The organism is Novosphingobium sp. BL-A-41-Hi4A-0G (genome assembly GCF_055521735.1).
On record NZ_CM145501.1, the window covers coordinates 1,808,132 to 1,831,903 of the forward strand.

At 64.5% G+C, this 23,772-nt stretch carries 23 protein-coding genes; 14 read left to right on the forward strand and 9 right to left on the reverse strand.

Annotated elements, in window-relative coordinates; translation table 11 throughout:
* Positions 1–198: 198 nt before the first annotated feature.
* Entirely contained in the window at positions 199–1,407 is a 1,209-nt protein-coding gene (locus ACZ1JX_RS08675; protein ID WP_465126314.1) for an MFS transporter, read from the forward strand.
* Positions 1,400–2,113 carry an SDR family NAD(P)-dependent oxidoreductase gene (locus ACZ1JX_RS08680; RefSeq protein WP_465126315.1) on the forward strand — a complete coding sequence of 238 codons (714 nt, stop codon included), beginning with the start codon at positions 1,400–1,402 and terminating at the stop codon, positions 2,111–2,113. The genes ACZ1JX_RS08675 and ACZ1JX_RS08680 overlap by 8 nt, the downstream gene beginning before the upstream one ends.
* 19 nt (positions 2,114–2,132) lie before the next feature.
* Here ACZ1JX_RS08680 and ACZ1JX_RS08685 read toward each other — a convergent pair whose 3' ends face one another.
* Positions 2,133–3,272 carry an FAD-dependent monooxygenase gene (locus ACZ1JX_RS08685; protein ID WP_465126316.1) on the reverse strand — a complete coding sequence of 380 codons (1,140 nt, stop codon included), beginning with the start codon at positions 3,270–3,272 and terminating at the stop codon, positions 2,133–2,135.
* 147 nt (positions 3,273–3,419) lie between these two features.
* Between ACZ1JX_RS08685 and ACZ1JX_RS08690 the strand changes: the two genes are divergently transcribed.
* From ACZ1JX_RS08690 to ACZ1JX_RS08700, 3 genes are read left to right on the forward strand one after another with little or no spacing between them, the layout of a single operon-like run.
* The gene (locus tag ACZ1JX_RS08690; protein WP_465126317.1) at positions 3,420–5,867 is read left to right on the forward strand and encodes a TonB-dependent receptor; all 2,448 of its coding nucleotides are present in this window, start codon (positions 3,420–3,422) and stop codon (positions 5,865–5,867) included.
* A gap of 8 nt (positions 5,868–5,875) precedes the next feature.
* Positions 5,876–6,799, forward strand: coding sequence for an NAD-dependent epimerase/dehydratase family protein (locus tag ACZ1JX_RS08695; RefSeq protein ID WP_465126318.1), 924 nt, complete (start codon positions 5,876–5,878; stop codon positions 6,797–6,799).
* A gap of 12 nt (positions 6,800–6,811) precedes the next feature.
* Positions 6,812–7,819, forward strand: coding sequence for a LysR family transcriptional regulator (locus ACZ1JX_RS08700; RefSeq protein ID WP_465126319.1), 1,008 nt, complete (start codon positions 6,812–6,814; stop codon positions 7,817–7,819).
* Positions 7,820–7,821: 2 nt separating this feature from the next.
* Here ACZ1JX_RS08700 and ACZ1JX_RS08705 read toward each other — a convergent pair whose 3' ends face one another.
* Positions 7,822–8,253 (reverse strand): winged helix-turn-helix transcriptional regulator, encoded by a 432-nt coding sequence (locus ACZ1JX_RS08705; protein ID WP_465126320.1) that lies wholly within the window; start codon positions 8,251–8,253, stop codon positions 7,822–7,824.
* Between the two features lie 102 nt (positions 8,254–8,355).
* On the opposite strand from ACZ1JX_RS08705, the gene ACZ1JX_RS08710 reads away from it, so the two are divergent.
* The 6 genes from ACZ1JX_RS08710 to ACZ1JX_RS08735 all read left to right on the forward strand — a co-directional run bounded on the left by ACZ1JX_RS08710 (position 8,356) and on the right by ACZ1JX_RS08735 (position 14,464).
* Positions 8,356–9,165 (forward strand): SDR family NAD(P)-dependent oxidoreductase, encoded by an 810-nt coding sequence (locus tag ACZ1JX_RS08710; RefSeq protein ID WP_465126321.1) that lies wholly within the window; start codon positions 8,356–8,358, stop codon positions 9,163–9,165.
* A 1-nt stretch (position 9,166) separates the two neighbouring features.
* Positions 9,167–10,753, forward strand: a complete 1,587-nt coding sequence (locus ACZ1JX_RS08715) for a phytoene desaturase family protein (RefSeq protein WP_465126322.1) — start codon at positions 9,167–9,169, stop codon at positions 10,751–10,753.
* Positions 10,753–10,989, forward strand: a complete 237-nt coding sequence (locus ACZ1JX_RS08720) for a hypothetical protein (protein WP_465126323.1) — start codon at positions 10,753–10,755, stop codon at positions 10,987–10,989. Before ACZ1JX_RS08715 ends, ACZ1JX_RS08720 begins: the two co-directional genes overlap by 1 nt.
* Positions 10,990–11,116: 127 nt before the next feature.
* Positions 11,117–12,139, forward strand: a complete 1,023-nt coding sequence (locus ACZ1JX_RS08725) for a VOC family protein (protein WP_465126324.1) — start codon at positions 11,117–11,119, stop codon at positions 12,137–12,139.
* A gap of 17 nt (positions 12,140–12,156) precedes the next feature.
* Positions 12,157–13,275, forward strand: a complete 1,119-nt coding sequence (locus ACZ1JX_RS08730; protein ID WP_465123177.1) for an FAD-dependent monooxygenase — start codon at positions 12,157–12,159, stop codon at positions 13,273–13,275.
* Positions 13,276–13,375: 100 nt separating this feature from the next.
* The gene (locus ACZ1JX_RS08735) at positions 13,376–14,464 is read left to right on the forward strand and encodes a VOC family protein (protein WP_465123178.1); all 1,089 of its coding nucleotides are present in this window, start codon (positions 13,376–13,378) and stop codon (positions 14,462–14,464) included.
* Between the two features lie 21 nt (positions 14,465–14,485).
* Here ACZ1JX_RS08735 and ACZ1JX_RS08740 read toward each other — a convergent pair whose 3' ends face one another.
* The 7 genes from ACZ1JX_RS08740 to hisD are packed head-to-tail and all read right to left on the reverse strand — an operon-like array spanning position 14,486 to position 21,167.
* Positions 14,486–15,529, reverse strand: coding sequence for a Rieske 2Fe-2S domain-containing protein (locus ACZ1JX_RS08740; RefSeq protein ID WP_465123179.1), 1,044 nt, complete (start codon positions 15,527–15,529; stop codon positions 14,486–14,488).
* Positions 15,530–15,580: 51 nt separating this feature from the next.
* Complete coding sequence (locus ACZ1JX_RS08745; RefSeq protein WP_465123180.1) at positions 15,581–16,243, reverse strand: TetR/AcrR family transcriptional regulator; 663 nt, start codon at positions 16,241–16,243, stop codon at positions 15,581–15,583.
* Positions 16,244–16,287: 44 nt separating this feature from the next.
* A complete protein-coding gene (locus tag ACZ1JX_RS08750) occupies positions 16,288–16,695 on the reverse strand; it encodes a VOC family protein (protein WP_465123181.1) in 408 nt (135 codons plus the stop codon).
* Between the two features lie 4 nt (positions 16,696–16,699).
* Complete coding sequence (locus ACZ1JX_RS08755; RefSeq protein ID WP_465123182.1) at positions 16,700–17,863, reverse strand: alpha/beta hydrolase; 1,164 nt, start codon at positions 17,861–17,863, stop codon at positions 16,700–16,702.
* An 11-nt stretch (positions 17,864–17,874) separates the two neighbouring features.
* Complete coding sequence (locus tag ACZ1JX_RS08760; RefSeq protein WP_465123183.1) at positions 17,875–19,077, reverse strand: cytochrome P450; 1,203 nt, start codon at positions 19,075–19,077, stop codon at positions 17,875–17,877.
* 3 nt (positions 19,078–19,080) lie between these two features.
* Entirely contained in the window at positions 19,081–19,836 is a 756-nt protein-coding gene (locus tag ACZ1JX_RS08765) for an SDR family NAD(P)-dependent oxidoreductase (protein WP_465126383.1), read from the reverse strand.
* On the reverse strand, positions 19,836–21,167 hold the full coding sequence (hisD, locus tag ACZ1JX_RS08770) for a histidinol dehydrogenase (protein WP_465123184.1): 1,332 nt from the start codon (positions 21,165–21,167) through the stop codon (positions 19,836–19,838). The genes ACZ1JX_RS08765 and hisD overlap by 1 nt, the downstream gene beginning before the upstream one ends.
* Before the next feature lie 163 nt (positions 21,168–21,330).
* Here hisD and ACZ1JX_RS08775 point away from each other — a divergent pair, with 163 nt between their 5' ends.
* Genes ACZ1JX_RS08775 through ACZ1JX_RS08785 form a run of 3 tightly spaced genes read left to right on the forward strand, consistent with a single transcriptional unit; the run spans position 21,331 to position 23,545 of the window.
* A complete protein-coding gene (locus ACZ1JX_RS08775; RefSeq protein ID WP_465123185.1) occupies positions 21,331–22,275 on the forward strand; it encodes a fumarylacetoacetate hydrolase family protein in 945 nt (314 codons plus the stop codon).
* A complete protein-coding gene (locus ACZ1JX_RS08780) occupies positions 22,272–22,784 on the forward strand; it encodes a cupin domain-containing protein (protein ID WP_465123186.1) in 513 nt (170 codons plus the stop codon). Before ACZ1JX_RS08775 ends, ACZ1JX_RS08780 begins: the two co-directional genes overlap by 4 nt.
* Positions 22,784–23,545: an SDR family NAD(P)-dependent oxidoreductase gene (locus ACZ1JX_RS08785; protein ID WP_465123187.1), complete on the forward strand. Its 762-nt coding sequence runs from the start codon at positions 22,784–22,786 to the stop codon at positions 23,543–23,545. Before ACZ1JX_RS08780 ends, ACZ1JX_RS08785 begins: the two co-directional genes overlap by 1 nt.
* Positions 23,546–23,772 lie beyond the last annotated feature (227 nt).

A 23,772-nucleotide genomic window follows, 5' to 3' on the forward strand; every position in this document is an offset into this window, starting at 1 on the left:
TTCAGGGACAGATCAGCGACATATCGGTGACCATGGCTTGACGGAGGCTTTGCTGGAGCCGCCGCACGTCCGATCCTGTGCGGCGGATAAGTAGCGTGCGGTTGTATCGATTGGACAGGAAACGCCCGGGCGCGTCTAACCTCTCCAATAGAGATAAGCCCCATGCGGGCCCGATCGAGCGTGGGAGAGAGTCAGGTCATGCACAGGCATCGTGAACCGGGAGTCATGACCGGAATAGCCCTGCTGCTGCCGATCACCCTGACGACCATGGCAATCGTCCTGCTCGCCCCGGTCCTGCCCAAGCTGATGGCCGAATACGCGGACGTTCGCGGCCACGAATACCTCGTGCCAATGGTGCTGACGCTGCCGTCGCTCTGCGTCGCCGTGCTCTGCCCCTTTGCCGGAATGCTCGGCGATTACTTCGGGCGCAGGCGGCTGCTGCTTGCCTCTTTCGTGCTCTACGCGGTGGTCGGGGTGGCCCCCTTGTTCCTCACCGATCTCGTCCACATCCTGATCTCGCGCCTTGGCGTGGGCATCGCCGAAGCACTGATCTACGTCCTGTCGACAACGATGATCGGCGACTACTACGAGGGCGAAAAGCGGGACCGCTGGCTGGCCGGACAGACCGCCTTCGCATCGGTCTCGGCCCTGCTGTTCTTCAATGTCGGAGGCGTTCTGGGCGAGATCGGGTGGCGCGCACCGTTTGCGGTCTATGCCTCCGCGCTCGTCATGTTCGCGCTGGTCCTGAAATACACGTGGGAGCCGACCGGCGACGCATCTGCCGAAACTCCACCCGCCGCGCCACGCAACCTGAGCTGGGCGGGCTTTCCCTGGGGGAAACTGGCGGTGATCGCCGGCATCACGATCTACGGCTCGATCTTCTTCTACACCGTGCAGATCCAGGCTTCGGCAGGGCTGGCCGAGCTCGGGCTGTCGAGCGCGGCGCGGATCGGCTTTCTCACCTCGCTGGCCAGCCTCGGCGTGCCGCTGGGCACTTTCATCTATTCGCGCATCGGCAGGCTCGGCGTCGGCAGGCTGCTGCTTGCCGAGTTCGGCCTGCTCGCTTTCGGCTTCCTGCTGATGGGGCGCAGCGGCACGACGGGCGGCTTCCTTGCCGGGTGCTTCATCAACCAGCTTGGCGCGGGGATGCTGCTGCCGACACTGCTGGTCTGGTCGATGAGCATCCTGCCCTTCGAAGTGCGCGGGCGCGGCACCGGCTTCTGGCAATCGGCGTTCGCGCTTGGCCAGTGGCTCAGCCCGATAACCGTGACGTTCTTCGCAATGCAGCTGGGCGGGCTGATGAAAGGCCTCGAAATGCTCGGCTACATGGCCGCTGCGGGCTTTGCCGTCGCGCTGGCCGTCCGGCTCCTTGCCGGTCGCACCGGAGGAGAAACGGCCCATGCCTGACCGGCTTGCAGGCAAGATCGCCGTCGTCACGGGCGCGGCTGCCGGGATCGGCAAGGAATGCGCCCGCATGTTTCGCACAGAGGGCGCTCGGGTCTTCGGCCTCGACCTTGCAGGCGCCGACCTTGACATCGACCTGACCGATGAGGCTTCGGCCAATGAGGCATTTGCTACGCTGATCGCAGAGCATGGCCGCATCGACATTCTGGTCAACGCCGCCGCCTTTGCCGTGTTCGACTGGATCGAGACGATGTCGCTGGCTGACTGGCGGCGCACGCTGACCGGCGAACTCGATACCGTGTTCCTGCCCACGCGCGCGGCGTGGCCGGGCCTCAAGGCGAGCGGCGCTGCCAGCGTGATCAACTTCGCCAGCGCCAATGCGCGCCATGCTCTCGAAGGATCGGCCGCTCTGGCTCACTGCGCCGGCAAGGGTGGCGTGCTGGCCATGACACGTCAGCTGGCCATGGAAGGCGCCCCCCACGGCATCCGCGCCAACACGATCTCGCCGGGCTTCATCAGGACCGAAGCCACCGGGCGCCATCTCGCCGAAGTGCCTGAATTGCGGGAGAAGGTCCTCGCCAAGAACATGGTCAAGCGGCTTGGCGAACCGGCCGACATCGCCTGGTGCGCCACCTGGCTGGCCAGCGACGAGGCAGGCTATGTGACAGGTGCCGACATCCCCGTCGATGGCGGCGCGACGGCCTGGTAGCCGCCGCGCACCTTGATTGTCAGAACGGTTCGTTAAGTCGGCCCAGCGCGCCTTCGAGCATGTGGGCGTGGACCTTCGGGTCACCATGTTCGAGTTGCAGCTTGCCCACCGCCACGCTGGTTTCAATCACGTCGCGGCAACGGTCGAAGCGGCGCTCCTGATAGGCCTTCAGCGCATCCCCGACATCGCCGGTACGGGCCAGTTCCTCGGCCAGCACGATGCCGCTTTCCACGGCCATGCCCGCGCCCGACGCGAGATGCGGGGTCGTGGCATGGACGGCATCTCCGAGCAGAACGATGCGCCCATTGAACCAGTCCCTCGGCTGCAGCACTGCCGCCAGCGGGCGATAGTTGATCCAGTCCTTGCGCGTCATGTTGTCGCGGATCCAGCCGGCATTGCCGCCGAAATCGGCGAGCAGCGCCTTGAGCGTAACGAAGAGTTCCTCCTCGTCCATGTAGCTCTCACGCTCCTCGTGCGGGGTGAGCATCCACATGTAGACCGTATCCGGCGCGCACGCGGTGATGCCGCAGGGGTTGGCGTGGCCCAGGAAGAATTCGCCCGCATCGAGGCCGGGCGGCTTGGCGATCGAGATGCGCCAGCACCCCTGCCCCGTCGGTTGCGCCGGACCCATGTGCGGAAATGCCAGTTCGCGTACGCGCGAGAAAATGCTGTCGGCCCCGACCACGAGATCGTAACGCTGCTCGGTGCCGTCGGAAAAGCGCACGGCAACGCTCTGCCCTTCGTTCTCGAGCGCATCGACCGTGAGGCCGAGGCGGACCGGAATGGCCAGTTCGCGCACGCGTGCCTGCATGATCTGATGCAGCACCGGACGCATTATGCCACCTGTGGCGGGCAGCCCTTCCTCGATCACCGGTTCATCGAGATCAAGCATGTGCGTGCCGTCAAAGCGGAACAGCCGGGTCTTGCTGGTGATCGCGCCTTCGGCCTTGATCGCATCGAGCAGGCCAAGCCGCCGATAGGCGCGCAGCGTCGGGCCGGTGATGGTGATCCCCGCCCCGTAAACGCGCCAATCGGGGTCGATGTCGATCAGGTCGACCGCGACTCCGCGCTCGGCCAGGCTGATCGCCGTGGCCATGCCGCCGATACCCCCGCCAACGACAAGCGCCGTGGCAATGCTGCTGATGGTCTCCCGTGTCATGGCGCCCTGACCTAGCGAATGGCGCCGCACGCACAAATCCGAACTGTGGATAGGAACCCATCCATACAAACGGCGGGATGTTCGTCGCCTGGCGGTCTATCGGCTCGAGCAACAAATCTACACAAATGCGCCAAGGGGAGGAAACCAATGCGCCTTGCACTTCTAGGCTCCACTGCACTCATTGCCGTGGCCATCGCCACACCGGTCGCCGCGCAGGAAGCGCAGGCAGAGGCCGGTGCCAACGACGGCATCACCGAAATCATCGTCACCGCCCAGCGCAAGGAAGAATCGCTGCAGAAGGCCGCGATCGCCATCGACGCGGTGTCAGGCGCGGATCTGGGCTCGCGCGGCATCACCAACGCGCTCGACATCACCAAGGCCGTGCCCGCGTTGTCCGTCCCGGCCAACGGCGGCAACATCGCCTCGATCTTCATCCGTGGCGTCGGCAACATCACCACCAGCAGCTACAACGACCCCGCTGTCGCCCCGAACTACGACGGCGTCGTGCTTGGCCGTGGCGGCGGCGTGTTCGGTGCTGCCTTCTATGACCTGTCGCGCGTCGAAGTGCTCAAGGGCCCCCAGGGCATTCTGTATGGCCGCAATGCCACGGGAGGCGCGGTCAACATCATCCCGGCGCGTCCCGAGATCGGCCGCAATTCGGCAGGGTTCAACCTGTCCTATGGCAACTTCGACGCTGTTGACGCCGATGCACATGTCAATCTTGGCGTCAGTGACAAGAGCGCCCTGCGCCTTGGCGCGGCCTACACCTCGCGCGATGGCTACAACCGTGACGGCACCGACGATGCAGAGCGGGGCTCGCTGCGCGCTCAGTACCTGATCGAACCGTCGAGCGACCTGTCGCTGCGCATCGGTGCGGATTACACCCACCTGGGCGGCAAGGGCGTGGGCGGCAGCTACGTGGGCGGTTACGTGCCCAACGGCACCGGAGGCTACATCTTCATTCCCTCGGGCCTTGATGAGAGCGAAGGCTTCAACACCCCTGCCGCCAATGCCTTCCGCAGCCATAACCTCGGCGCTCCGGCCTTTGCGTTCCTCAGCCCGATGAACCGCGACCAGAAGCAGGACAGCACCTACTGGGGCGTCAACGCAGAGCTGAACTGGAAGACCGGCATCGGCAAGCTCACCGTCATCCCGGCCTACCGTGAAAGCACCGACGCGACGTTCTTCTACGGTCCGGCCTTCAACGTGGCCAACACCAACGAGAAGGTCCGCCAGACCAGCCTCGAAGCGCGCCTCGCCGGCAGCGCGGGCATGTTCGACTATGTCGTCGGCGCATTCTACTTCAACGAGAAGATCAAGGCGAACAACCAGTACAACCAGGAGTTCGTGCTGCCGATCCAGAACTACAGCCACAAGACCGACAGCTACGCCGGGTTCGGCCAGCTCACCGCGCATGTATCGGACCGCTTCCGTCTGATCGGTGGCGCGCGCTACACGCATGACAAGAAGTCGATCGACGGGCTGATCAACAACTTCATCACCTTCTGCGGTGGCCTGCCGCCTGCGCTGATCACCCCGCCGGGATCGTTTGCCCAGGGCTGCGCGACGCCAGGCAACATCCCCTACTACCCCAATTTCCTGAACACGACCGACACCATCAACTGGCTCAAGTCCAACGGCTGGATCGCGGCAAACAGCACCGATCAGGCCGGCTACCAGGTCTTCCCGCTGGTCAACGGCGTCGGCGCGATCCTCAAGACCTACAACCCGGTCAAGGACAGCAAGGGCTATTCGCGCGTCACCTGGAAGGCCTCGGCCGAATTCGACGTGACGCCGGACAATCTCGTCTATGCAACGGTCGAAAGCGGCTACCGCGCGGGCGGCCTTCAGATGACCGAGAGCAAGACCACCTACAAGCCGGAGTTCATCACCGCCTATACCATCGGCTCGAAAAACCGCTTCCTCGACAATCACCTGCAGCTGAACCTCGAAGGGTTCATCTGGAAGTATCGTGACCAGCAGATCACCTACTTCACCGTCGATACCTCGGGCACGCTGATCAGCTCGAACGAGAACGCTGGCAAGTCCTCGATCAAGGGCTTCGATGTCGATCTCCTCGCCAAGCCGACCCGCGGCACGACGCTCAGTGCCAAGTTGCAGTACCTCGATACCAAGTACGACGACCTGCACCTGTTCACTGCCGCACCGCGCGACAACTTCGGCTGCCCGTTCACCTTTACCGGTGCCACGGCAGGCGGTGCGCCGGTCAAGGACTTCGACTGCTCGGGCAATCCGCTGCTGTTCAGCCCGAAGTGGACCGTCAACCTCGGCGCGGAACAGGTGCTGCCGCTGGGTGACAGCCTCGAACTGGTCGCCAACGTCGACACCGCGTGGCGCGACAGCCAGTGGGGCGCATTCGAATATCTCGATTTCGAACGCATCCCCGCCTATTGGACGACCGATGCTGCGCTGACGATCCGGCAGTCCGATGGTACATGGGCGCTGACCGGCTTTGTCCGCAACATCGAGGACAAGCGTCGCAATCTTGCGCCGCAGGCCTCGCCCATCGGTGTCGCGGTCGGCCACTACTCGGCACCGCGTACCTATGGTCTGCGCCTGTCTGGCAACTTCTGAAGGACGACATGACGATGAACTTAGTGGTCACCGGTGCAGGCGGTTTCGTCGGGCGCGAGCTTGTGCGGATACTTCTGGAACGGGGCCACCGCGTTGTGGGCATCGATAGCGCGGCGGGCGGCATTCCCGAGGGTGCCGAGGCCATCGCGGGCGACCTTGGCGATCCGGCGATCAGGTCAAAGGCCCTCGCCCAGGGCTGCGACGCCCTGATCCACCTCGCCACGGTGCCGGGGGGCGCGGCCGAGGCCGATCCCGCCGCCTCGCGCCGCATCAACGTCGATGCGATGTACGATCTTCTGCTGGAAGCCTCTGCGATCCAGCCCGGCCTGCGCGTGGTCTATGCCAGTTCGATTGCGGTCTTTGGCGATCCGCTACCGGCGCTGGTCGATGATGACACTCCGCTCAGCCCGAAGATGATCTACGGCGGACACAAGGCGATGATGGAGGACGCAGTGGCGATGTTCTCCAACCGTGGCGTGATCGACGGGGTCTCCGTGCGCCTGCCCGGCATTCTTGCCCGGCCCAAGGGACCATCGGGCATGAAATCGGCGTTCATGTCCGACCTTTTCCATGCGCTCAAGGCCGGCGAAGCGTTCACCTGCCCGGTCTCGGCCGAGGCCACGATCTGGGCGCAATCGTTGCGTCAGTGCGCTGCAAACTTTGTCCATGCACTCGATCTCGACAGCGCCCTGCTGCCGCCCACCCGCGCAGTCACGCTTCCTGCCCTGCGCGTCACGATGGGCGAGCTTGCGGCCGAGATCGCGCGCCAGTGCAGCGTCTCGTCGGACCTTGTCACTTATGCCCCCGATGCCGCGCTCGAAGCGGCCTTCGCCAGCCAGCCACCGCTCGAAACGCCCGCCGCGTTCCGCGCCGGTTTTGCGCATGACGGCGATTCTGCTATGCTCGTAGCCAACGCGCTCGCAACGATCTGAGGCGCGGCGGAGATGGCAATGCGGTTCGGACGGCTTGACCTCAACCTGCTGGTCGCACTCGATGCACTTCTGACCGAGCGCAGCGTCAGCCTTGCGGCCGATCGCCTGTGCCTTTCGCAGTCCGCCACCTCCAGCGCGCTTGGCCGCCTGCGCGAGTATTTCGGCGACGAACTGCTCGTCGTCAAAGGCCGCAACATGATCCTCACCGCCCGCGCCGAGGAGCTGATCGAGCCGGTCCGTGCAGTGCTCGAGCAGATCCGGACGACGGTTGCCGTCGCGCCGCCATTCGATCCTGCGACGGCTGAGCGCACGATCCGGATCATGGCGTCCGACTACTCCACGGAAGTGCTGCTGGCCGGGGCCTTGGTTGATCTCGAACGCGAGGCGCCTGGCCTGCGCTTCGAGATACAGCCGATGAACGATACGCCGATCGAGGCGGTCGAACGCGGCTATGTCGACCTGCTGCTGACCATCGACCTTGCCGTGTCGGCTGACCATCCGACGCAACTGCTGTTCCAGGACGATTATGTCGTTGTCGGCGCTAGCGACAATCCCGCGATGGCCGGTCCGATGACGCGTGACCTCTATTTCAGCCTTGGCCATGTCACGGCGCGGTTCGGCAAGGCGCGCGTGCCTGCCTTCGAGGACTGGTTTGTGCGGCGGCAGAAGCAGCAGCGGCGGATCGAGGTCGTCGCGCCGTCGTTCCTTTCGTTGCCCGGCCTGATCGTCGGCACACGCCGGATCGCGACCATGCACCGCCGCATGGCCGAGCGCGTCGTGCGCAACATGCCGCTGGTCCTGCGCGAGATCCCGTTCGACATCCCGCCGATCCGCGAGACGATCCAGTGGAACCTCGCCAACAACAACGACCGTGCCTTGCGTTGGGTGGTCGAACGGCTGCAGGCGGCAGCCGGTGCCGGCGAAGAGACGTCAGCCAACGTCGTTCCGCTGACTCCCGGCTCGTCGGTAGAGCGTGACGAGATCGAGGTCGAATACCGGATGAACCACCCGCAGCGTTAAGCTCAGTCGGCAGCCCGATCGAAAGCCTGACGCGCTGCCCTGATGGCTGCCGTGCGGCCATTGCTCCAGTCGATCAGCCGCCGTGCCTCGGCATGGAGTTCGCGGCCCAGCGGCGTCAGGGCATAGCTCACCTTCGGTGGCACATCTGCGCTGACCGTGCGCTCGACGAAACCGTCGCGCTCCAGCGTGCGCAGCTTCAGCGTCAGCACGCGCTGCGAGATGGCCTGTTCAGCCGAAAGCTCGCCCAAAGTGCGCCGCAGTTCGGCATGACGCCATGCGCCCGTGGCCAGCACCAGCAGGATCAGCGTGGACCAGCGATCGCCAAGCAGGCCCATCACTTCGCGCGCGGGATCATCGCGATCCTTGCCGTGCTGCGCCATCTCCGCAGCCAGTTCGGCGATCTGTTGCGCCGTCTCGGTCGATCGATGCCCCACGCGCCCGTCCAACATTCTCGAAGGCACAAAAAAGTGCCGTCTTCCGCTGTTCCTTCGCTGTCCTAAGACGCTGCGCAAGGCAAGAAACAATGGGAGTTGTGCATGGCAGCCGATGCAATTCGCATGGAGGGCAAGGTGGCGATCGTCACTGGCGGCGCAGGCGGGATCGGTGCCGCCACGGCACGCCTGCTGACCGCACGCGGCGCTCGCGTCGCCATTGCCGATATCGCCAGCGACCGGGCACAGGTGCTCGCCGCGGAACTTCCCGGCGCGCTCGCCATCACGCTCGATCTCGAACAGGAAGCCTCGGTCGAGGCGATGGTTGCGCAAGTGGTGCAGCATTTCGGCAGGCTCGATGTGCTGCACAACAATGCGGCGCTGCTCGGCCCCGATATCGCTCTGGCCGACGGCGACATTGAGCACATGGCCACCGCGCTGTGGGACCGCACTTACGCGGTCAACGTGCGCGGCACGATGATCGCCTGCCGTGCTGCGCTTCCGCACTTGCGCCAGACGCGCGGCTGCATCGTCAATACCGTCAGCAACCTCGCCCTGCAGGGCCACCTGATCCAGGCCGCCTATTCCAGCAGCAAGGCCGCCGTGATCCAGATGACCCGCGCGATCGCCGCAAGCCACGGCAAGGCCGGGGTGCGCTGCAATGCTGTCGCCCCCGGCATGACCATGACCCCAGCCCTGCGCGAAGCCTTCCCGCCCGCCTTGCGAAAGGTGGTCGAGGACGAAACCTTGCGCGACCAGCTCGGTGATCCCGAAGACATCGCCGAAGCCATCGCTTTCCTTGCCTCCGACGCTGCAAGCAACATCACCGGCCAGGTCATCGTGTGTGACGGCGGCGGGGCAAGCCACGTGCCGGGCCTCGCGGGCTTCCGCAGCTTCTTTTCGGGAGAACATTGAGATGAGCCAGTACGACATCGTGGTGATGGGCGCGGGGCACAATGGCCTCGTCGCTGCCGCCTACATGGCCAAGGCCGGAAAGAAGGTCCTCGTCCTCGAACGCAAGCCGCACTACGGCGGCGGCGTCTCGACCCGCGAATTGCTGCACCCGGGCTTCTGGCACGACGAGCACTCGAACGTGCACATCATGATCCAGGGCAACCCGATGCTGCGTGAGGACGAGCTGGGCCTGCTCTCGAAGTTCGGGCTCGAATACATCTATCCCGATCTCGTCCATGTCTCGATCTGGGAAGACGGCACGGTCATCCGCTCCTACAAGGACCTGGACCGGACCTGCGAGGAACTGGTCCGCGTCGCGGGTGAACGCGATGCCGAGGCTTATCGCCGCTTCGTCGGCATGAGCATGACCGCGCTGCCGATGCTGATGAGCGGGATGTACGCCCCGCCCTTCCCGCTCGGCGCGTTCGTGGCGATGATGGACCAGTCGGACGAGGGCCGCTTCCTGCTAGACCTGATGCAGCGCAGCGCGCTCGACATCGTCGACCAGTACTTCGAAAGCGACATGCTCAAGCTGCACATCGTGCGCATGGTCACCGAGAACCTGCAGATGCCCGATGAACTCGGCACCGGCATGGGGGCATTCGTGATGCCAGGGATCATCCACACTTTCGGGTGCTCGATGCCCAAAGGCGGATCGGGCCAGCTCAGCCACGCGCTGGTCCGCGCGATCGAGCATTTCGGCGGCGAAGTGCGCTGCAATGCCGAAGTGCGCCGCGTGATCGTTTCAGGCGGCAAGGCGGTCGGCCTCGAACTGACCGATGGCGAGAGCTTCATGGCGCGCGATGGCGTGATCGGCGCGATCCACCCCCACGTGCTGCGCAAATTCGTTGGCGAGACGCCCGAGCCGGTGCTGCAGCGCGCCGAGCGCGTCAGCCAGTCGACCTTCTCGATCAACCTCACCCACCTCACCCTCAAGGAGCGGCTGCGTCTCAAGGTCGGCAACGATTGCAACGCGATGATGACCGAACTGATGGACTTCTATTCGGTGCGCGACATGTGCCTCGAGTACGACAAGCTCCGTCGCGGCGAAGTGAGCGAGCGGCTGATTGCGGGCGGAGACAACACGATCTTCGATCCCACCCGGGCACCTGAAGGTGCAGGCGTGTTCTACGGCGTGAACTTCGCCCCCTATGACCTCCACCCCCACGGCCCCGGATCGTGGGACGAGCGCAAGCACGAAGTGGCAGACAAGGCGCTGGCGCAATACCGCAAGTTCTACGCAAACCTCACCGACGACAACATCACCGGCCGCCTGATCCGCTCGCCCGTCGATCACGAGCGCGACAGCCCGGCCAGCTTCGTGCGCGGCGACATCCACGGCTGTGCGCCGTTCTTCTACCAGTCCGCCGGCCACCGTCCGACGCCCGACCTCGGCTCGCTGCGGGTACCGGAGATCGATGGGCTCTATCTCGTCGGGCCGTTCATGCACCCGGGCGGCGGGATGTTCGGCGCAGGCCGCGCCACCGCGATCCAGATGATGGACGATATGGCTATTGATTACGACAAGGTCTGCGGAGGGCCGATCTGATGAGCAACGCAAAGCCCAAGGTGCCGGTGGCGCGCATCCTCGACGCGCAGGACAAGGAACTCATGGCGATCCGCAAGATCGAGCCGGATGGCAATACTCTGGTCATTCGCGGCAAGATCTTCGGCGCGATGCCGATGGTTGCCAAGCTGACGCCCGCCGAAGCGCGCGCTGCGCTGAAGCTGATCGACTTCAGAACGTTTCTCTTCCTGCTGACGATGCTGTTTCGCAAAAGCTGACGCGCAAATCTATTGATTTGGCAGATGCATGGGCGTCAAAACAATTCATGGTAACGATTTGCGCTACATCAAGAAGCGCAAGCCCCGTCCATCGCAAAACGCTCCCGGTAATCACGGGAGACTTTGCATGGCGATCATCGGCATCAGGCGGCTGACATGGATGGTGGAGGACGTGCCGGCGTGCGTGCGCTTCTTCACCGACTTTGGCCTTTCGCTCATCACGCGGGACGAGACTTCGGCACTGTTCGAGGCCGCTGACGGTTCGCAATCGCTGTTTCTCAAGGCCGGTCATCCGCGCCTGCCTGCCGGGTCGGTACAGACCAAGCGAGGCGTGCACGAGTGCGTCTGGGCGGTCGATAGCGAAGAAGGCATGGCCCGGCTCAAGGCGCGGCTCGCGCCGCTGGTGAAACTTGCCACCGACGACGAAGGCATCGTCCATTTCGTCCCCCCGTTCGGCCAGGCCATCGGGCTTCAGGTGTGGCAGCCGCGCGCCGTGTTCGGCGCCCCGACGCCGCAGAACACCGTGGGCCGCATCGCCCGGCTGAACCAGCCGCGCAAGTGGATCGACCGCGCCGTGCCGAAGCGGACCCACCACTGCGTCTGGACCTTTCCCGACGTGCAAGCGGCGGTCGATTTCTATCGCGACGTGCTCGGCTTCCGCATCACCGACATGCAGAAGGGCTTCGGCGTCTACATGCGCGCCGATGGTTGCTACGAGCACCACAACGTGTTCCTCGCCGATGCCCATGCGCCAATGCCGGGCTTCGACGGTACGCTGAAGTTCCATCACGCCAACTGGGAAGTCGAAGACATCGACGAGCTGATGGTCGCGAAGAACTACCTCGACCGGCGCGGCTACACTTACGGCGACTGGAACTGGGGCTTCGGCCGCCACCGCCTGACCTCCGCCGCGTTCTTCTATGTCCCCTGCCCTGCAGGTGGCGAGGCCGAGTACGGCGCGGACTGCGATTGCGTCGATGATGGCTGGCGCCCGCGCATCTGGGACGGCGCGTTCGGCACCGCGATCTACATGACCAACCTGCCAGATTTCATGAAGGGCGAACCCAACTGGGACGTCACCTATGCCCGGCCCGACCAATTGCACTACCACCCGGCAGACCCGGCCCCACTGGCCGAAGCTGCCGAATGAACGAGAGGATTTGGCACATGAACAAGGCAAGGAAAATTCTTGTCATCGGCGGCGGCGTGGGCGGCCTGTCGGTAGCGATCGGTCTGCACCAGCGCGGGCTGGACGTGGAAGTTGTCGAACGTGACAAGGACTGGAAGGTCTATCACGTGGGCATCATCGTCCAGGCAAACTTCGTCCGCGCGCTGAACATGCTCGATGTGGGCGAAGCTGCGGTGAAGGCAGGCTATGCCTATCGCGGGGCGCGGTTCCTCGACATCGACGGCAGGGTGATCGAAACGCTCCCGGGCGATACGGCTGTTGACGGCCTTCCCTCGGACCTCGGCATCACCCGGCCCGCGCTGCACAAGGTTCTGACCGACAAGGTGCGCTCGCTCGGCATTCCGGTGCGGCTTGGTGTCACCTTTGAAAGCCTCGACGATCACGGCGACGGGGTGGACGTGCTGTTTACCGATGGCACGCACGGCACCTACGACCTCGTGATCGGCGCTGACGGCAACTATTCGGCCGTGCGCAAGGTCCTGTGGCCCGAAGCAAGGCCGCAATACACCGGGCAAGGCGTGTGGCGCTACAACGTGCCGCATCCCGAAGGCCTTGAGTGGTCCGACATCTATCTTGGCAAGAGCAAGGGCAAGGCCGGCTACTGCCCGCTCACGCCCGAGGAGATGTACATCTTTGCCGTGTTCGAGGAGCCGGGCAATCCCCGCTTCGCGCCCGAAACACTGGCGGACGAGATGCGCGCGCGGCTGGAAGGATATGGCGGCCTGCTGGCAGATGCGGCACGCCATGTCACCGACCCGGCGCTGGTGGTCTATCGTCCGCTCGAGGCCTGCATCATGCCTGCACCGTGGTACAAGGGTCGCGTCGTGCTGATCGGTGATGCCGCCCACTCGGCCACGCCGCATCTTGGCCAGGGCGCCGCGATGGCGGTCGAGGATGCTGTCGTCCTGTCAGAGGAACTGGCCGAACGCGATGTCGATGATGCACTCGCCGCCTTCATGGAACGCCGGTTCGAACGCGCAAAGCTCGTCGGCACGAGTTCGATCCAGCTTGGCGAATGGGACATGCATCCCGAAGCCGCTGGCGATCCTGTTGCCCTGACCGACCTGATCCGCAAGAAGCTGGGCGAACCCGTCTGATCCATCTGCACGGTCGATAGCTTGGGTCCGGAAACTTGCGTTTCCGGACCCGTTGCTGGTTGGGCATGAAGAATGGGTTAGAGATAGCCCGGGAGAATTCATGCCCCTCAAGTCAACAAATGCCGTGCTCGGCGTCGAAAGCGTCGTCTTCGGCGTGACCGACATGGCTGAGAACGTCCGCTTCTGGACCGATTTCGGACTGCCGCTGGAAAGCGAAAGCGCAAGCGAAGCGGTGTTTCGCCTGCAGTCGGGCAGCCGCGTGATCCTGCTGCTGCACGGCGATGCCCGCTTGCCCGTGCCCGATCCCTTCGCTGGTGACGGGATCAAGGAAACGGTCTGGGGCATCGATACCGCCGCCAACCTTGAAAAGATCGCCGCCAGCCTCGCCACCGAAGTACCGGTAGTGCGCGATGCCGATGGCACCGTCCATTGCGTCTGCCCCGATGGCCAGCCCATCGCCCTGCGCGTGTGGGACAAGCGTCCGGTGGTGTCCGAGGCCAGCCCGGTCAACACGCCGTCGAACTGGCCGCGCTTCAACCAGCACCGCATCTGGCGCAAGAAGGCCATTCCCAAGACGATCAATCACGTGGTGTTCTTCAGCCCCGATTATGTCGGCAGCTTCGAGTTCTATGAGCGCCACCTGGGCTTCCGCTATATCGACCATTCGAAGGGTACCGGCATCTTCGCACGCGCGGGCGGCACGTTCGAGCATCACTCGATCTTCTGGGTCAACTGCGACCTGCCGATTGCGCCCGATCACTTCAAGTTCATGCACATCGCCTTTGGCTGCGATGACATCGACGAAGTCATGCTCGGCGCGAACATCATGGACAACAAGGGCTGGAAGAACACGACGATGAACACCAGCGGCGGCATCTCGCGCCACCGCATCTCCAGCGCGATCTATTACTACTGCGAAATGCCGGGCCATGCCGGGGAAGCGGAATACCACGCCGACACCGACTACGTGGACGACAACTGGGTGCCCCGTGCCTGGGACTTCAAGTTCGGCTCGCTATTATGGTCGCACAACGCGCCCGCGATCTTCCGAGGCGACGATATCCCCTGGGACATGGTCTTCGACCATGACCGCAAGAGCTTCGAACCCTACCGCCGCGCCAAGCCCGGCAAGCAGCCGATCACCGGCGACCTGGCGAACCTGACCGAAGAGGACGAACACGCGATCTGATGCGCCCGTAGCAGGCGGCGGTTACCCCGTCGCCTGCTCGCGCGCGATCATCCGCTCCAGCAAGCGCCGCGCGCGAGTACCTCCCTGGTCGATCCCCAGCGACAGCGGCCTTTCCTTCCAGAAATCCCCGCCTGCCTCGAGATTGTCGCGCACGTTGGCATAGGCCGCCTCGATCATCGGCTTGTCTTCGAGGTCGAAAGCCTCGCCGAACAGCGCCAGCAGCATTGCGTCGACTTCGGTGCTCTCGAGATCGTTGTAGCGGGTCGATGACCAGAAGTAGTGCGTCGTGTGCGCATCTGCCGGGGTCAGGATGTGAGCCTGCGGCACTTCGAACCCTGCCTCGCGCCCGGCACCATGCGGAGCAACGCCGACGTTTAGCCGCATCGAGGCAGGCGCGTTCCAGCGCATGTCCAGCCAGTGGTCGACCTTGGCCTCGGGCGGGAACACACCTTGTGCCACCGACGGCGGCGCGATGTCGGGCATCCACCAGTTGGAATGCAGCGTTTCCCCCTCCACCTGCACCGTGTGCTCGCCCGCGAAGATCACGCCTTGCCCGGCGAACGTGCCCTTGTGGACGAACTCGATATGCGAAAGGTCGAGCAGGTTGTCGGTGCCGTATTCGTAGTTCGCCTGCATCAGCGTGTAGCCGCGCACGGTGCGGCTGTGCGGCGTGTCGGGGATGAAGCCGAAGTCGGGGATCAGCGCCGCATCGGCCGCCTCTGCCGCTCCACCCCACAGCCAAACGATGCCGTCACGTTCGGCGACGGCAAACACAGGGATGTCGGAACCTGCGGGCACGCGCTCACCGAACGGATTGCGCACGCACTTGCCCTCAGTCGAAAACGCCAGCCCATGATAGCCGCAGACCACGGTGTCGCCTTCGCGCGTGCCTCTGGACAACGGCGCAAAGCGGTGCGGGCAGCGATCGAGCAAGGCCGCAACGGTTCCGTCAGCCTTGCGGAACAGGAACACCGGCTTGTCGATGATCTTTCGCGCAAGGCCCGTCGCCCCGACCTCATCGGACCAGCCCGCCATGTACCACGCGTTGCGCAGATAGCTCGTCATGCATCTCTCCATATGTGTACCATCGGTACATATTGGAGATGCGATGCCGGATCAAGCGCTTCGTGCTGCTAAGATCGCCGGCAAGACAAGCGAAAGCGTGGCAGCAATCCGCGCTGAGACAGCAGCATCGTCGGCTGCGCCGTCAAGGCCGATCAGGGCTTTCTCGTAGACTCCGGCGCGGATGGCATGCAGCAATTGATCGGCCACATCCTCGCAATCGAGCTCGGCTCGCACCTCCTGCGGCTTGCGCGCTTCGAGCAGCGCCGCGATTGACGCGACGATCACACGATGACCATGGACGTAGAATGCCTCCGCCGCACCGTTCGAACCGGTCGCCGCGCTGATCACCGCGCGATAGAGAGCCAAGGACCCCGGCGTCAGGTAGAAGCGCAGTACGCCCGAGAGCGCTCGCGCAAGCGCCCTGTCCAGCGGCTCGGCGCGCGCCTCGTCGCTGTCGAGGTCGAGCCTTGCCATGACGCCGAGCGCTTCCTCGTGGATGGCAGCAGCAATCAGGCCATTGCGATCGCCAAAGTACTTGACCAGCGTCGCCTTCGATCCACCGGCCAGGCGCAGCACTTCATTGACGCTGAAGCGGTCCACGCCCACCGCCATGATCTGGGCCCGGGCATGACGGACCATCGCGTCGCAGCGCTCCTGCGCCGCGCGCTGCTTCGCTGAGACGGGCGGATCTGCCATGGCAACGGAAAAACGCATGCGCCTTGCTTGCCCCCGTGCGCACGACGGAGCAAGGGCGTAGGTCAATCGGCTGGTTCTTCCACGAACTCTATCAGGTTACCCGCACAGTCGCGGATGAAGCAGCCCTTGCCGAATGCCTCGCGCACCACGAACGCCACGTCCGCGCCTTTTTCTTCCATCTCGGCAAGAAAGGCATCGAGATCAGCCACCCGAAAGGCGACGTGCTTGTTGCCGTGGGTCCGCACATCACGCGGCGGATGGCGGCGGTCGTCGGGCAGAGGTGCTGCACCTTCCACCTCGAAGATCTCGAAGCGCAAGGGCCCCTTGCGCACCATGGCGGTGTGGCTGCGGGCGGCTTCGATGGTGAAGAGCTTCTCCACCTCGAAGCCCAGCACCCGCCCGTACCAGTCTATCGCCTCGTCAAGCGATGGAACCGAGACGCCGCCATGGTGGAAGGTGAACTCGGCCACGCCCTCAGCCCTTGTTCGCGGCTATCTCGGCAAATGTCTGCGCGCACCAGTCGGCGATGTAGTCGCGCATGCCGGTGCCGTTGTCGGCCCCGCAGTGCTCAACTTCGAAATCGGCCTTGGTGAAGATGCGCAAGGTGCGCTTCGGGCTGTTCACCGCCTGATCGTAAGACATCTGCGCGTTGAAGGCCGGGATCTGGCGGTCGTTTGCGCCATGGGTGATCAGGAACGGAACGCGGATCTTTTCGACCTGTCCGTCGAGCGTGATCTGGTCGGCATAATCGAGGAACGCCTGCTGGCTGTCGATCCCGAACACCCACATCACGTGGTCCCAATAGTGCGGAACCGGGTTCTCGCCCTCGTTGGCCACGCGCTCGCGCTGGCGCTGGCCCCATACATGGTTGGCCCCCATCACCGCACACAGCGCATAGCGCGGATCGTTGGCGGCAATGCGCGGGGCGTGATAGCCGCCGAATGAAAGGCCGAAGATGCCGATTTGCGAATGGATCACGTCGCTGCGCGTCAGCAGGTAGTCAAACGCCGGACTCCCCCAGCGCTCGGCATCGTAAACGGCTGGCAGATTGCGCTTGCGGATCGCCTCGCCGGTGCCGGGCTGGTCGAGGAACAGCGTGTTCATGCCCCTCTCGAGATTGACTGACCCGTGCCCTGCCATGTCGACCTGCTCCTTCATCGAGTCGAGCCCGTTGACCGAGACCAGTGTGGGGCGCGGCGTGCCGCTGCCATCGTGGACGAAGATCGCCGGATAGCTCGATCCTTCGTAGGGAATCTCCACCTTGTCGACATGCAGGCCGCGCAGCGCGCAACCCTTGTGATAGAGTTCCAGCCCCTTGTCATAGGCCACCCAGCGCGGCGCATAGTCGCGGCTCTGCAGGCGCTCGGCACCGAGGTAATAGCCGGAGGCGCGCAGGTACTTCGCGCCTGCAGAAAGCAGGAAGCCCTCCTCCTCGTCGCGCTGCGAATTGCGCGCGACCTGATCGGCCACCGCGATCCAGCTATCGAACAACTGGGCCGAGCCCGCATCTGCCCCGGCCTTGGCAGCCTCGCGCACCGGGCGACACACCTCGTCCAGCTCGCCATGGTTTCCGCCGGCAATCAGCGCAAGATTGATGCCGAGGTTCCAGACGTAGTTTCCGGGAAATGGTTCGAACATGGTATCTCTCTTCAGGCAGGTATAAGTTCAACCGGCAATTCGCCGATCGCATGGAGGGTGTTGTTGAGACGGCGACGCAGCGGGCCTGCCGGGCGGATCTCGGAAACGTGCTTCAGCAGCGCCACGGCCACCGCTTCGGATTCCATCCGCGCCGCCATCTGTCCAAGGCACTGATGGATGCCGAACCCGAAGCCGACATGCCCGCTCGCCTGCCGGGTGATCATGAACCGGTCCGGATCATCCCACTTGCGCGGGTCGCGGTTGGCCGCTGCCAGAAACAGCAGGACCTTTGCGCCCTCGGGGATGACATGCCCCGCAATTTCAACATCGCGCGAGGCCGTGCGGAAGAACGTCTGGACCGTTCCGCCCCAGCGCAGCGATTCCTCGACCGCTTTCTTCGCCAGACCCGGCTCCGCGCGCAGCCGCTGCCATTCCCCGGGATACGCGGCGAAAGCGTGGACCAGCGTGGCGATGCCATTGACTGTGGTATCGACCCCTGCCGTCAGGAACGAGCGGACGAGCCGCTCGGCTTCCTCATGCGTGCACTCGCCCCGATCGGCCGCCTCGAACACCTGCATGCCCCAGCCACCGTCTTGCAGCATGTCGCGCTTGCAGCTTTGCGCCACCCATTCGGTTGCCTCGCGTGCCGCTTCCATCGTCTCGGCCAGCAGCGCGTTGCGCGGTCCAAAGGCATTGAAGGCCACCGTGGCGTAGGGAATCAGGTTCTCGCGCCCGTCCTCGCGCAGGCCGATCAGGTCGGGGAACACCGCAAGCGGAAAGGCCTCGGCCAGCGCCGGGACCGCATCGAACGCGCCCTGCCCCACCAGCCGCTCGACCAGCGCATCGGCCTTTGCCTGCCACTGCGGCATCACGGCGCGCAGACTGGCGAGCGATGCCACGCGGCTCATGAGCCCGCGCGTGCGATCGTGCGTGGGCGGATCGGTTTCCAGCAGCAGCGATGGCGGACGCCATGGCGTTTCCTTCAGGAAATCAGCGAGACCGACCCCGCGTCCGGAGACAAACGTTGCGAAGTCCTTGAGCGCGGCTTGAACTTCGGCATGGCGCGCCATGGCAAAGCAGCCGATCGCCGGCAGGAACACCACCGCCCCGGCATCGCGCAACCGGGGATGTGCCGCAAAGGGATTGGCAAGGAATGCCGGATCGAACGGGTCGATGTCGAGGTGTGGAATCTGCGAGGCCGCGCTGTTCGCCACGTGCTACTCCGCCGTCCAGCCGCCATCGACGACAAGGCTTGTCCCGGTCATCAATGCCGAAGCATCGGAGGCAAGGAACAGCACCGCGCCCATCAGGTCTTCGACTTTGCCGATGCGCCCGAGCTTGATCTTGGAGAGCACGCTCGCCTTGAACGCGGCGTCGGCGAACATCGGCTCGGTCAGCGGGGTTTCGATGAAAGTCGGCGCGATGGTGTTTGACCGGATGCCATGGCTGGCAAGATCCAGCGCAAATGCCTTGTTCATCCCCTCGAGCGCCCACTTGCTCGCGCAGTAGAGGCTGCGGTTGGGCCCGCCGACATGGCCCATCTGGCTGCCCATGTGGATCAGCGAGCCTTGCGTGCCCGTCTCGATCATCCGGCGCGCGCAGGTCTGCGCCACGAAGATTGCCGCTTTCAGGTTCAGATCAAGCACCGCGTCATAGTCGGCCTCGGTCACGTCCCACATCGGCTTGGGCCGGTTGGTCCCGGCATTGTTGACCAGCACGTGGAACGGCTCACGTCCGGCAAAGAACGCCGCCACCGCAGCCGTGTCGGACACGTCGAGGGTCGCGGCCTCCGCGCCGTTGCCGATGGCGCGGGCGGCCTCCTCGATCTCGCCCGACGAGCGCGCCACGAGTGTGACCGCCGCCCCGGCTTCAGCCAGAGCGGCGGCCATCGCCAGCCCGATCCCCCTGCCCGCGCCTGTCACCAGAGCGCGGCGCCCATCGAGCCGGAAAGACGGCGTGCGCGGCAGCTTCATCACGCGCGCGTAAGTTCGCTGGGTTCGGCCTGCCCGGCATAAGGAACGTTGCGCCCGCCATAGCGGCGCACGCGGACGTTGGCCTGCTCGCCGTGCCCGGCAAAGCCCTCCAGCGCGCAGAGGCGGCTGCAGTACTCGCCGACCAGCGCCGAAGCCTCGTCGGTCACGACCTTCTGGTAGGTGCAGGTCTTGAGGAACTTGCCGACCCACAGCCCGCCAGTATAGCGCGCCGCCTTCTTCGTCGGCAGCGTGTGGTTGGTGCCGATCACCTTGTCACCATAAGACACGTTGGTGCGGGCGCTCAGGAACAGGGCGCCGTAGTTGGTCATGTTCTGCAGGAAGTAGTCGGGATCGGCGGTCATCACCTGCACGTGCTCGCTGGCGATCTCGTCGGCGATGCGCACCATCTCCTCGTCGCTTTCGGCCACGATCACTTCGCCATAGGTCTCCCACGCCTTGCGGGCATGGTCGGCGGTCGGCAGGACCTGCAGCAGGCGTTCGATCTCGGCCATCGTCTCGCGCGCCAGCTTCTCGGAATTGGTCAGCAGCACGCCGGGGCTGTCCGGTCCGTGCTCGACCTGTCCGAGGATGTCGGTGGCAGCCAGTTCCGGATCGCAGCCGATCTCGTCGGCGATGATCAGCGTCTCGGTCGGCCCGGCGAAAAGGTCGATCCCCACGCGGCCGAACAGCTGGCGCTTGGCCTCTGCCACAAAGGCATTGCCGGGGCCGACAAGGATGTCGACGGGATCGATGCTCTGCGTGCCGATGGCCATCGCGCCGATCGCCTGGATGCCGCCGAGCGCATAGATCGCGTCGGCCCCGGCCATGGCCTGTGCCGCAACAATGTGGCGCGCGATCTTGCCCTGAAACGGCGGCGCGCAGGTAATCACGCGCGGAACGCCCGCTACCTTGGCGGTGATCACGCTCATATGCGCCGAGGCGAGCAGCGGATACTTGCCGCCGGGCACATAGCAGCCCGCGTTCTGGATCGGCAGGTTCTTGTGACCCAGCACCACGCCCGGCATCGTCTCGACCTCGACATCGGTGATGCTGGCGCGCTGGATCTGCGCGAAGTTTTTAACCTGCGCCTGCGCGAATTCGATGTCCTTGCGCTCCTGCGGCGTCAGACTGTCGACCGCAGCATCGATCTCGGCCTGTGAAAGGCGGTAGTCATCGCGGTCCCAGCCGTCGAACTTCACGCTCATCTCGCGAATGGCGGCATCGCCGCGCCGCTCGATGTCGGCCAGCGCCGCTTCCACCGTATCGCGCACCTTGCGGTCGCCTTGCGCCTTCACGTCCGCAGCTGCGCCGCGCTTGAGCCAGATCGCCATGTTTCTCCCCGCAAGGTTGTTTGCAATGGAGCAGCCCATTGCAACACCCTCCCGGTTGCGACCATCGCATTGTATCGATGCAAGCCTATCGACCGAATGCCTTTGTCCTGTTCAAGCGCCCTGCCTAACGGCAGGATCAACAGCTGTCGGGGAGAGAACACACATGCGTCTGGCCACATTGCGTGATGGATCGAAAGACGGACGGCTCGTGGTCGTCTCGCCCGATGGCACGGCTTGCGCGCCTGCGCCGGTCGGCACCTTGCAGCAGGCACTCGAGGCGTGGACCGAGGTCGAACCCGCCCTGCGCGCGATCGATGACTTCCCCGAACCTCTCGATCCCGCGGGCATCATGGCTCCCCTGCCCCGCGCCTGGCAATGGCTCGATGGCTCGGCCTTCCAGAGCCATGGCGACCTCATGGACGCGGTGCTGGGCATAACCAAGCCCAAGACCGACCTGCCGCTGATGTATCAGGGCACGTCCGACAAATTCTACGGCCCGACCGACGCGGTGAAGTTCCCCGACGAAGCGCTCGGCATCGATTTCGAGGGCGAATTTGGCGTGATCGTCGATGCCGTCCCGATGGGCGCGACCGCCGCCGATGCAATGGGCCACATCCGCCTGATCGTCCAGATCAACGACTGGTCGCTACGCACTCTGGCAGGGCCCGAAATGAAGACCGGCTTCGGCTGGATTCAGGCCAAGCCCCCCTGCGGCATGGCGCCTTTCGCGGTGACGCCAGAGGAACTGGGCGACAACTGGCGCAACGGACGCGTCTGCCTCAACCTCAATGTCGACTGGAACGGCCAGCGCTTCGGTGCCGCCAATGGCGAGCCGATGGGCCATGGCTTCCATGAACTCGTCGCCCACGCCGCGCGCACCCGCGATCTGGTCGCGGGCACGGTGATCGGATCGGGCACCGTCTCCAATCCCAACTTCCGCGAGATCGGCTCTTCATGCATAGCCGAGCGGCGCGGCATCGAAGTGCTGGACCAGGGCGAGCCGAGAACCCCATTCATGACCTTCGGCGACACGGTCCGCATGGAAGCGGTCGATTCAAACGGGCGCGCCCCGTTCGGCGCGCTTGAGCAAAAGGTGATCAAGGCATGAGTGAACAGGTCCTTTCGGATTCCGGCCTTCCCCCCGTCCAGCGCGTGGTTACCGGCCACGATGCAAACGGCCGCGCCATCTTCAAGTCCGAAGACGTCACCCCCACGAAGATGATCCCCTCGGGCGATGCTTCGTTCCTGCTGATCTGGACCACGCCCACGGTCCCTGCCGACAACAACGACGAGACCGACGGTCGCCACCGCGAGGCGGGCCTTACGCTCGAAGGCGGTTCGGTCATCCGTATCGTCGACATGCTGCCGGGCAAGGAAAGCCCGATGCACCGCACCAACTCGATCGACTACGGCATCGTGCTTGAAGGCGAGGTTGAGCTGGAACTGGATGATGGAGCCAAGCGCACCATCGGCCAGGGCGGCATCATCATCCAGCGCGGCACCAATCACCTGTGGCGCAACACCAGCGACAAGGTCTGCCGCATCGCCTTCATCCTGATCGAGGCGCCCGCCTATATCCACAACGGCCAGCCTCTGCCAGAGGACAAGCCGCACTGATGCCCGGAACGATGTTCGACCTGTCGGGCAAGCGCGCCATCGTCACCGGCTCCACCCGTGGCATCGGCCGCGCCGTTGCCGAAGCATTGATCGGGCAAGGTTCGCGCGTCGTCATCTCCAGCGAAGACGCCGCCGATACCGCGCGCGTCGCGGCGGAACTGGCCATGCCCGGCCTTGCCTGCGACGTGACCGACGACAACGCACAGAAATCCCTCGTCGATTTGGCGCTCGAAGCCTTCGGCGGCCTCGACATTCTGGTCTGCAATGCCGGCATCACCGGCAAGCCCGGCCCTTTCGCCGAAGTGGACATGGACGATTACGCTCGCGTCATGGCGATCAACCTGCGCAGCCAGGTCGTGCTGTGCAACCTCGCCCTGCCCCATATCGCGGCGTCTGGTGGCGGGGCGGCGGTGCTGATGGCGAGCCTTTCCTCGCTGCGCGGAAACGGCCGGATCAACGCCTACGCCCTGGCCAAAGCGGGTGTTGCCCAGCTCGCCCGCAATCTCGCGGTCGAATGGGGGCCGCAAGGCGTGCGCGTCAACGCGATCTCGCCCGGCTTCATTGCCACCGAACTCTCGCAGCCCCTGCTCGACGACCCGGCCTTCATGTCCCGCCGCATGGCGATGACCCCGCTGCGCCGGCCCGGCACTCCGGCCGAAGTCGCAGGCGCCGCTGTCTTCCTCGCGTCGCCTGCGGGGGCCTTTGTCACCGGTCATAATCTCGTCGTCGATGGCGGAACGCTGATTACCGACGGGTCCTAAAGTAAGTCCCGGACCGGAAACCTGCCAGTAATCAGTTTGCGTACCCGACCTATAGACCTGAAATAACGAGGGATTTCTTCCTTTTAAGGTATTGTTGCAGCGGCAACCTTGAAAGCAGCGGCGGATATTCTCCTGCGGAAGGCCCACAATTCGCATTGGCCGATCCACAGCCTGTTGGATTGGCACGCCGTATTGCTGGATTAAACCAATCAGCTATATCGACGCTA